Consider the following 9008-nt stretch of genomic DNA (forward strand, 5'->3'; position numbering starts at 1 on the left):
TCCCGGCCGCGGGGGTCGGGCTCCGCCGCGCCACGGCGCCCCCCCCCCCCCCCCCGCGCGCCCCGCCCCCCGCCCCTCGTGCGTGTACGGGCCCCTCGGGGCCCGAGGGGCGGGCATCCGCGGGCCCCGACCCACTGGCGCCCAGCGGACCGCACGGCAGGGCGTACGGCGGGGCGTGCAGCGGGCCGTGCGGCGGGGCGGTGGGGGCGGTGGGAGGGTCGGGCCGCGGGGCGGGCGGTCGTCCGCCTCGCGTTCGGGCGGTGGGCTGCGGGGGCCTGCGGGTTGCAGGACTTCGGTCCCGGAAGGGGCCGCGGAGGTCCTGGAGCGGTGACAAGCCGCACAGGGCAATTCGGACCTCCTAGGACCTTTCGTAGATCGGATATCCGATTTGTCCCCACATTTAACCTTCATTTGCCGAGGAGAGATCGGTCAAGCGGCTACGCCACACCCCCCTCCCCTACGAGCTGAGGTAGTAATCGGGAGGTTTGGGGATGAGGGGGGACGCGGGTTACCAAGGTTGGGCAAGCCCGGCACTCCGCCGCTCGCGGTGCCGGGTTGCTCAATGCCTGACTGCCCTGTCCCCGGCCCCGGAGGTCTCCTACATGTCCGCGAAGCGCATCAGCACCCGTCGTACCCGCCTCGCCATCGGCGCCACCGCCCTCGGTGCGACCCTGGCCCTCGGGGCCGGCACCACTGCCGCCTTCGCCGCCCAGACCCCCGCCGCCCTGCCCGCCGCGCAGACCTCCACCTCGGCCGCCTCCGCCAAGGGCGGCGCTTGGCAGAAGCCGCTCGCCGCCTACACGCTGTCCGCGACGTACGGCAAGGGCGGCAACCTCTGGTCCGCCAAGCACTCCGGCCAGGACTTCGCCGTCCCCGTCGGCACCCCGGTCAAGGCCGTCAGCGGCGGCGTCGTCGTCAAGGCCGGCCCCAACGGCGGCGGCGACGGCCCGGCGTACGGCAACGCCATCGTGGTCAAGCACGGCAACAGCACGTACTCCCAGTACGCGCACCTGGCGAAGATCCAGGTCAAGATCGGCCAGAAGGTCGCCAAGGGCGCCCAGATCGGCCTGTCCGGCAACACCGGCAACTCCACCGGCCCGCACCTGCACTTCGAGATCCGGACCACCCCGAACTACGGCTCGTCCGTGAACCCGGTCGCCTTCCTGCGTGCCGCCGGCGTCACCCTCTGACGCACGACGCACCCGGACCACCCGGACGACCGGACCATCCGGTCAGGCAGCAGAACCGGCCCGCCGAGCGGGCCGGTTCTTCGCGTGTCAGTACAGCAGCCACGCCCCCGTCGGCTTGGTCTTCGCGTCGACCCGGCCGGCCTTGAGGGTGTCGATCTGGGCGGGCGACAGCAGCGCGTCGTAGGTCTGGATGCTGTCCATGGCGCCGCTCCACGCGGCGGTCCACTTGTCCTCGTGGCGGGAGCGGGCCAGCTGGAGCGGGCCCTGGGCCTGGAAGACGCCGGTGACCGCGCTCTCCCCGGCCTTCTTGCCGTTGACGTAGAGGGCGATCTGCTTGCGCTCGGCGTCGTACGTCGCGGTCAGCTGGGCGAAGGTCTTCTCCATCTTGGCGCTCTCGCCGCTGACGGTGACGACGGTGGACTCGGCGCCCTGGTCGCCGGTCTGTACGCGGAAGATCCAGGCCGGTTTGCCGTTCACCTGGTCCACGCCCAGCTCGAACGCGAACGACTTCTCGTTGCCCTGGCTGACGGCCATCTGCCGGCCCTTCGCCGAGCGGCTCCACACCCGGGCCGAGACGGTGAAGCTCTTGGACGTGTCCACGATCCGGTTCTCGGACTCGGCGTACGAGTTCTCGTTGCCCTTGGTGCGGATCTCGAACCGCTTGTCGATGGGGAAGACACCGGCGTCGGCGCCCATCTTCAGCGGCGCCTTGCCGGCGCGGTCGCGGAGCTTGGTGGGGTCGTCCTTGACGGTCGGCGTGTTGTCGACCGGTGCCTTGCTCTTGGAGCCGGTGGGGGAGGGCGAAGGGGAGGGGGAGGCGCTGGTCGAGGAGCCGCCGCCGGCGTTGTTGTCGCCCTGGTCGTCGTCCCCGCCCATCAGCAGGAACGTTCCACCGCCGGCGAGCAGGGCCAGTACGGTCACCCCGCCGCCGATCATCCACAGCTTCTTCTTGCGCTGCTCGGCCGCCGTGCGGTCGGCCATCGCCGCCCAGTCGGGCTGCTCGGACTGCAGCGGCGGGAACGGCCCGGGCCCCGCGGTGTCCTGGACGGGCAGCCCGGCCGGCGGCCACTGCGCGGGCGGGACGGCGGGGTTCTGCTGGAACGGTGCGGGGCCTTCACCGGGCTGGTACGGATTCGCCCCCGGAGCCCCCGGAGCCCCCGGAGCCCCCGGAGCCCCCGGAGCCCCCGGAGCGCCCGCCTGCTGCGGGAAGCCGTGGCCGCCGGGCTGGCCGGGCGCCGCGGGCTGGCTGCCGGGCGCCGCGGGCTGGCCGGGCGCCGCGGGCTGGCCGGGGGTGGGCGGCGGCCCGGGTACGGCGGGCGGGGGGCCGAAGGCGCCGGCCGGGGCCGGGGCCTGCTGGCCGCCCGGATAGCCGTAGCCGCCGGGTGCCGGCGGTACCGGCGGGAACCCGTAGCCGTTCCCCGGGGCGGGCTGGGGCTGCGGGGTGCTCGGGGGATTCGTACCGTCGGTCATGCCACGGATGCTAGAACACCGGTCCGCACGTACGAACGACCCGGTCCTCCTCGGCATGCCCCTGCCAGTCCGGCAGCTGTCCGTCCCGTCCGTCCCCGGGTGCCCGACCCGGAGGCGGGATGCCTCAGCCCGGCAGCTGGATGATCGGGAAGCTGCCCGTGTTCGTCGGCGCGTGCTCCGGCAGCCACAGCACGGCCACCGCGCCCGCCGCCGCCCCCTCGCGGTCCGCGCCGCCCGGCGCGGCCACGTTGCGGAAGGTCAGCCGGGCCCCCAGCACCCGAGCCTGGCCTTCGGCGATGGTCAGGCCCAGTCCGTGGCCCACCCCGGCCCGGTCCGTCGACCCGGTCCGGAACCGGCTCGGCCCCTCCCGCAGCAGTGCCTCGGGGAAGCCCGGCCCGTGGTCCCGGACCCGGACGACCCGGCCCTCGATGTCGACCTGGACGGGCGGCTGCCCGTAGCGGGCGGCGTTCGCCAGCAGGTTGCCCAGGATCCGCTCCAGCCGCCGCGGGTCGGTGCTGACGATCTCGTCCGCGACCACCCGGACCGTCGCCTCCGGCATCAGCGCGGTCACCCGGCGGCTGACGAACTCGCCCAGCGCCACGTCCTGGAGCTCGGCCCGCTCCGACGCGCCGTCCAGCCGGGCCACCTCCAGCACGTCCTCGACCAGCGCCCGCATCGCCTGGGCGCGGTCGCGCACCAGCTCCGTCGGCCTGCCCGGAGGCAGCAGCTCCGCCGCGGTGAGCAGGCCCGTCACGGGGGTCCGCAGTTCGTGCGCGATGTCCGCGGTCACCCGTCGCTCGGCCTCCAGCCGCTGCTGGAGCGCGTCCGCCATGGCGTCGACGGCCCGCGCGAGGTCGTCGGTCTCGTCCCGTACGACACCGCCGACCGCGTCCCGGACCCGTACGTCCGGATCCCCGTGCGCCACGCGCTGCGCTGCGGCCGCGGCCTTGCGCAGCCTGCTGGAGATCTGGCCGCCGATGAGCACGCCGAGGGCCGCGCCGGCGACGACGGCGGTCAGCGACCCGACGACGAGGGCCTGGTCCAGGTCGCGGACCAGTTTGGCGCTCTCCTTGAACGTGGTGTGCAGGGACAGCACCGCCCCGTTGCCCATCGGTACCGCGGCCCAGACCTCCGGCCCCTTGGGGGATTCCTGGATGTAGGTGCCGCGCCGCCCCGATCGGGCCTTCTCCCGCAGCTCGGCGGGGAGGTCGGGGTCGTTGATCTTCGCGCCCATGGGCGGTTTGTTCCGGGCCTCGGCGTTGCGGGAGATGAACTGCACCCGGTCGAGCTGGACCTCGCGGGCGCTGTTCAGCATCGATGCGCGGGCACCGCTGTGCACGACCAGGCTCAGCGCGACCACGACGAGCGCGGCGACGGCGGCGATGGCGGTGGCGATCTTCCAGCGGATCCCCGTGCGGAAGGTGAAGCGTCTCATCCCTTGAGCTTGTATCCGAAGCCGCGGACCGTTTCGATGCGGTCCTGCCCGATCTTGGTGCGCAGCCGCTGCACGTGGACGTCCACGACGCGGGTGTCACCGCCCCAGTCGTAGTCCCAGACCCGCTCCAGCAGGCGGTCGCGGGAGAGAACGGTGCCCGGCGCGGAGGAGAACTCCAGCAGCAGGCGCATCTCGGTCGGGGTGAGCGCCACGGGGGCGCCGGCCCTGCGCACCTCCATGCCTTCGGTGTCGACCTCCAGGTCGCCGAAGGCCAGCAGGCCGCGCTCGGCGGATCCGTCCTCGCCGCCTGCCCCGGCGCCGTTCGCGCCGCCGGCGTGGCCGAAGCGGCGCAGCACCGCGCGGATCCGGGCGACGAGGACGGCCCCGTCGAAGGGCTTGGTGACGTAGTCGTCGGCGCCCGCCTCCAGGCCGAGGACCACGTCGATGGAGTCGGCGCGCGCCGACAGCATGATCACCGGGACGGTGGACTCGTCGCGGATGCGGCGGCACAGGCTCACGCCGTCCATACCGGGCACCATCACGTCGAGCAGGGCGATGTCGGGCCGGTTGGCCCGGAAGGACTCCAGGCCGGATAGGCCGTCGGGCATGGCCGTGACCGTGAACCCGTCGCGTTCCAGCGCCAGGGTGGTGGCCTCGCGGATGACGTCGTCGTCCTCCACGAACAGGACATGGGTCTCGGCCATGCGCAAGCCTCGCCTCGGTTCCTTCGCTTCTTCGGGTCTGGGGTGGTGCCGGTGGTGCCGGTGGTGCCGGTCGGTCAGTTCTTCTGGCTGATCGCCGGCGCGGGCTGGCCCCCGCCGTCGATGTTGCTGTAGTCGGTGTGGACGCGGTCCTGCTCGGTGAACTTCTCGCCGTTCCACCGGTACGTGATCACGTCCTCGCCCGACGGGTAGGCGAGCGTGTCGCTCTTGCCGTAGACGGGCTTGGTGACCACCAGGTCACCCCGGTCGATCTCCGCGTAGACGGGCGGCTGCTCGTCCGAGAACACATTCTCGTACGTGCCGCCCTCGGCCCGGTACACGTACGAGCCCCGCCCCAGCGCATCCGCGCAGGACAGCACGTTGATCACGACGTCGGTGACGGAGCCGCCGGTGACCTTCCCGTAGCTCACGTCGACCGGGTACTCCTTGCCCGTGCACGGCTTGAGGTCCCGCTTGACCTCGGGACTCACCCGCGGGTCCGCCTTCAGCAGTGCGATCGGGTCGATCTTCCGCGCCGGCTTGCCCGAGGGGGTCGGCTGGCTCGGGGCGGTTTCGCTCGGGGAGGCGGGCGCCCCGCTCTTGGCCACCGTCTCGGTGCGGGCTGGCCCGCCGTCGCGCAGCCCGGTCCCGGTCGTGGAGCAACCGGCTGCGAACAGCACGGTGCCGACGAGGACGACCGTCCCCGCCGACATCAATACCAGCGGACTTCTACCGCTCAGGCTTTGGCCATTCAGGCCGCGCACCGCTCACGCCCCTCGTACCGGATGGTGTGGTCCCCGCGGTGTTCACCGCGCTCCAGCGCGCGCATGTCCAGGTCCCGGCTCTCCAGTTCCTGCCGGAGGCGGGCCAGTGCGCGGTGCAGGGTGCTCTTCACGGTACCGGTAGACATGCCGAGTGCGGCAGCCGTCTCCTCGGTGCTCATCTGCTCCCAGTGCCGCAGGACGACCACGCTGCGCTGCTTGGGGGCGAGCACCTTGAGGATGTCCATCAGCAGGGCCCGGTCGGCGCGCTGCTCGGTGCCGTCCTCGACGGAGGCGTCCGGGAGCTGCTCGGTGGGGACCTCTTCGAGCTTGCGGGCGCGCCACCACTCCGTACGGGTGTTGATCATGACGCGGCGCAGGTAGGCGTCGGCCAGGGCCTTGTCGGCGATGCCGTCCCAGCGGCCGTAGGTGCGCACCAGGGCGGTCTGCAGGAGGTCCTGGGCGTCGGTGGGGTCCGGGACGAGGCGCCGGGCGCTGCGCAGCAACGCGTCCTGCCGAGTGCGGACGTACTCCTCGAACCCGAGTACCTCGCCGTGCGCCATCTCTGACCGCCTCCGTTCCGTGCAACCGCTCATCCGCTGCCCAACGACAGACGACGGTACGGAGGCGTTGTCACGAGCCTGTGCGGGCCAGCCTGCGGTGGGCGCACGGACACCCATAGGTTGTGTAACAACGGCTGTGAGCTGGGGTTTCCCCGCAACAAACGGAATGGATCAGTCAGTTTGCGGCGCGGTGTTGCGGCAGCCGGTACATCGCCCCGGCGAGCGGTTCGACCAGCCCGTCGGAGACCAGCCCGTCCAGGGCACGGGCCCGCTGTACGGGCTCGTTCCACACGGTGTCGAGCACGCTCTGCGGAACCGGGCCGACCGCCTCCCGCAGCACGGCCAGCAGCTTGCCGCGGACCTGCCGGTCCGTCCCCGCGTACGTCTGCCCGCGCCGCGGCGGCCCGTCGTGCGCCGGCTTCCCGGCGAGCCGCCACGCGCACAGCCCGGCCACCGGGCAGCGGGCGCAGTCCGGGTTCTTCGCCGTGCACACCAGCGCGCCGAGCTCCATGGAGGCCGCCGCCCAGCGGGCCGCGGTCTCCTCGTCCCCGGGCAGCAGGGCCCGGGCCAGGCGCCGCTCGGCGGCGGTGGTGGCGTTCGGCGGGTACTCGACGCCGGTCGTGGTGCGGGCGAAGACCCGGCGCACGTTGGTGTCGAGCACGGCGTGCCGCTGCCCGTACGCGAAGGAGGCCACCGCGGCCGCCGTGTACTCGCCGATGCCGGGCAGCGCCAGCAGCTGCGCGTGCTCGCGGGGTACGTCGCCCCCGTGCCGCTCCGTTATCGCCACGGCCGCGCCGTGCAGCCGCAGGGCGCGGCGCGGGTAGCCGAGCCGTCCCCAGGCCCGTACGGCCTCGCCGGGGGCCTCGGCCGCCAGGTCGGCGGGTCGGGGCCAGCGGGCCAGCCACTGTTCGTACACGGGCAGGACCCGGCTGACGGGGGTCTGCTGGAGCATGAACTCGCTGACCATGACCCCCCAGGGGCCGGCCTCGGGGCGGCGCCAGGGCAGGTCGCGGGCGTGTTCGTCGAACCAGGCGATGACCGGGGAGTGCAGTGCGTGGGCCGCCTCCGCGGCTTCGGCGGCCGGGGTCCCGGCGGCCGCGGTCTCGGCGGGGGAGGAGGTTGTCCGGGATGCAGTCATGACATACGGCATCCTGGCACGTTTCACCGCCGTCGCGCGGAGCCCGGACCGGTGAACCACAGGGCGGCCGGGTTGCCGCTGGTCCGCATGGCGGCCGCGATCCTACTGATCGGACCGGTCAGCGCGAGGACGAAGACGGCGGCGACGATGCCGCCGCCGACCACGCCCACGGCCACGTCGTGCGGGTAGTGCACGCCGACGAACACCCGCGAGTACGCCATCAGCAGGGCCATCGGCACCGTCAGCAGCACCAGCCGGCGCAGGGCGAGGGCCAGCGCCACGGCGGCCGCACCCGCGATCGCGGAATGGTTGCTCGGGAAGGACCAGTCGCCCGGGGCGGGGCACTCCGCGAGCGAGGCGGCGGCACGGGCCACCGCCCTGCAGGGACGTTCCTCCGTCACGACCAGCTTCACGCTCTCGGAGGCCACGTACGCCACGGCGGTGGCGAGCGGGGCGAGAACGGCGAGCGCCATCGCCCGCGGGCTGCGCTGTCCGCGGGCACGCCACCACACGGATATGAACAGGACGCCGAACAACAGCAGTCCGTATTCGGTCCACACCTCGAAGGCCGACTGCACCCAACCGGGTGCGGAGTGGGCGGAATCGGTGACGTCGCGATAGAGGTCGGAAGTGTCCATGGTCACCGACCGTACTCAACCAGGGGAGATGCCTCCGCACGGGCCCTGGCCGATTCGTTTCGGTCGGCGGTCCGCCGCAGGCCGATCATCGGCAAAACCTGCCGGCTGCGCGGCATGTGGGGCACGGATCGGGCCCCGGACTCTCGTAAAGTTCCGTCCGTGGGATCTATGCGCAATCCGGTCGGGCCGCTCCCCTCCTCCATCTACTGGCGACGGAGGGCCGTGCTGGCGTCCGTTGTCGCGCTCCTCGCACTCCTCGCCGTATGGGCCGTCAGTTCCGCAGGAGGCACGTCGAGCACGAACGGCAAGGGCCAGGAGGGCCCCGACCCCGTCACCTCGATCACGCCGGGACCGTCGGGGTCCGGTCCGGCGATCAGTCAGGCACCGGGCGGACGTACCGAGTCGGGCGGCGGCACGGGCAAGAACGGTGACCCGGGCGCCGGTTCCGGTTCGGGCGGCGGCGCGGGCTCCGGTTCGACGGCGCCCGGGGCCGGCGGCGCCGGCTCCGGAGCGAACGGCGGCGGCACCGGTGGCGCGGCGGCCGTCCCGGCGGACTCGCCTCTGCCCACCTGCTCGTCGAGCTCCCTGCAGTGGGAGGTCAAGAGCGTCAAGAACGAGTACGAGGCGGGCGAGAAGCCCCGTCTCGAACTGATCGCCCGCAACATCACCGGTTCGACCTGCAAGGCCGACCTCGGTCCGAAGCAGGTCGTGCTGACCATCCTTCAGGCGAGCTCCAGCAAGGCCGTCTGGTCCTCGGGCGACTGCCCCGCCGGCCCCGGCAGCGCCTTCTACCGCGTACCGGCGCAGGGCGAGACCAAGCAGACCGTCGAGTGGGACCGCAAGTTCAGCGCCGCCGACCAGTGCCAGACGCCCCCGGCGGGCAGCGCCGTCCCCGACACCTACGTGGTCGAGGCCAAGTTCCCGGGCCTGCCCGTGGCCCGCACCTCCTTCGTCCTCAAGCAGGAGTAGGACGCCCGAGGACCCGAGGACCCCGCCGACGAGCCGGAAGCGAACGGGGTGGGGGGGGGGCGGCGGGCGGGCCCCCCCCCCCCCCCGCCCCCCCCACCCCCCCCCCGCCCCCCCCCCCGCGCCCCCCCGCCCGCGCCCCCCCG

General features: G+C 73.3%; 9 protein-coding genes. 2 read left to right on the forward strand and 7 right to left on the reverse strand.

Going from position 1 to position 9008, the window contains the following annotated elements:
• The first annotated feature begins 602 nt into the window (after positions 1-602).
• Positions 603-1190, forward strand: coding sequence for a M23 family metallopeptidase (locus ACFVGY_RS29965; RefSeq protein WP_385683042.1), 588 nt, complete (start codon positions 603-605; stop codon positions 1188-1190).
• An 87-nt stretch (positions 1191-1277) separates the two neighbouring features.
• Here the strand turns inward: ACFVGY_RS29965 and ACFVGY_RS29970 are convergent, their stop codons facing one another.
• The 7 genes from ACFVGY_RS29970 to ACFVGY_RS30000 form a co-directional block, all read right to left on the reverse strand.
• Positions 1278-2660, reverse strand: a complete 1383-nt coding sequence (locus ACFVGY_RS29970; protein ID WP_385683045.1) for a LamG-like jellyroll fold domain-containing protein — start codon at positions 2658-2660, stop codon at positions 1278-1280.
• A 124-nt stretch (positions 2661-2784) separates the two neighbouring features.
• Positions 2785-4095, reverse strand: a complete 1311-nt coding sequence (gene cseC / locus ACFVGY_RS29975) for a two-component system sensor histidine kinase CseC (protein ID WP_385683048.1) — start codon at positions 4093-4095, stop codon at positions 2785-2787.
• Positions 4092-4799 (reverse strand): two-component system response regulator CseB, encoded by a 708-nt coding sequence (gene cseB, locus ACFVGY_RS29980; RefSeq protein ID WP_385683051.1) that lies wholly within the window; start codon positions 4797-4799, stop codon positions 4092-4094. Before cseB ends, cseC begins: the two co-directional genes overlap by 4 nt.
• A 74-nt stretch (positions 4800-4873) precedes the next feature.
• Positions 4874-5509 (reverse strand): hypothetical protein, encoded by a 636-nt coding sequence (locus ACFVGY_RS29985; RefSeq protein ID WP_385683054.1) that lies wholly within the window; start codon positions 5507-5509, stop codon positions 4874-4876.
• 38 nt (positions 5510-5547) lie between these two features.
• Complete coding sequence (locus ACFVGY_RS29990; RefSeq protein ID WP_360640013.1) at positions 5548-6120, reverse strand: SigE family RNA polymerase sigma factor; 573 nt, start codon at positions 6118-6120, stop codon at positions 5548-5550.
• Positions 6121-6295: 175 nt separating this feature from the next.
• The gene (locus tag ACFVGY_RS29995; protein WP_385683057.1) at positions 6296-7258 is read right to left on the reverse strand and encodes an A/G-specific adenine glycosylase; all 963 of its coding nucleotides are present in this window, start codon (positions 7256-7258) and stop codon (positions 6296-6298) included.
• 23 nt (positions 7259-7281) lie between these two features.
• Positions 7282-7896 (reverse strand): phosphatase PAP2 family protein, encoded by a 615-nt coding sequence (locus ACFVGY_RS30000; protein ID WP_385683060.1) that lies wholly within the window; start codon positions 7894-7896, stop codon positions 7282-7284.
• Positions 7897-8064: 168 nt separating this feature from the next.
• Between ACFVGY_RS30000 and ACFVGY_RS30005 the strand changes: the two genes are divergently transcribed.
• On the forward strand, positions 8065-8865 hold the full coding sequence (locus ACFVGY_RS30005; protein WP_385683066.1) for a hypothetical protein: 801 nt from the start codon (positions 8065-8067) through the stop codon (positions 8863-8865).
• The last annotated feature ends 143 nt before the right edge of the window (positions 8866-9008 follow it).

The organism is Streptomyces sp. NPDC127106 (assembly GCF_042677605.1).
Lineage (GTDB): Bacteria > Actinomycetota > Actinomycetes > Streptomycetales > Streptomycetaceae > Streptomyces.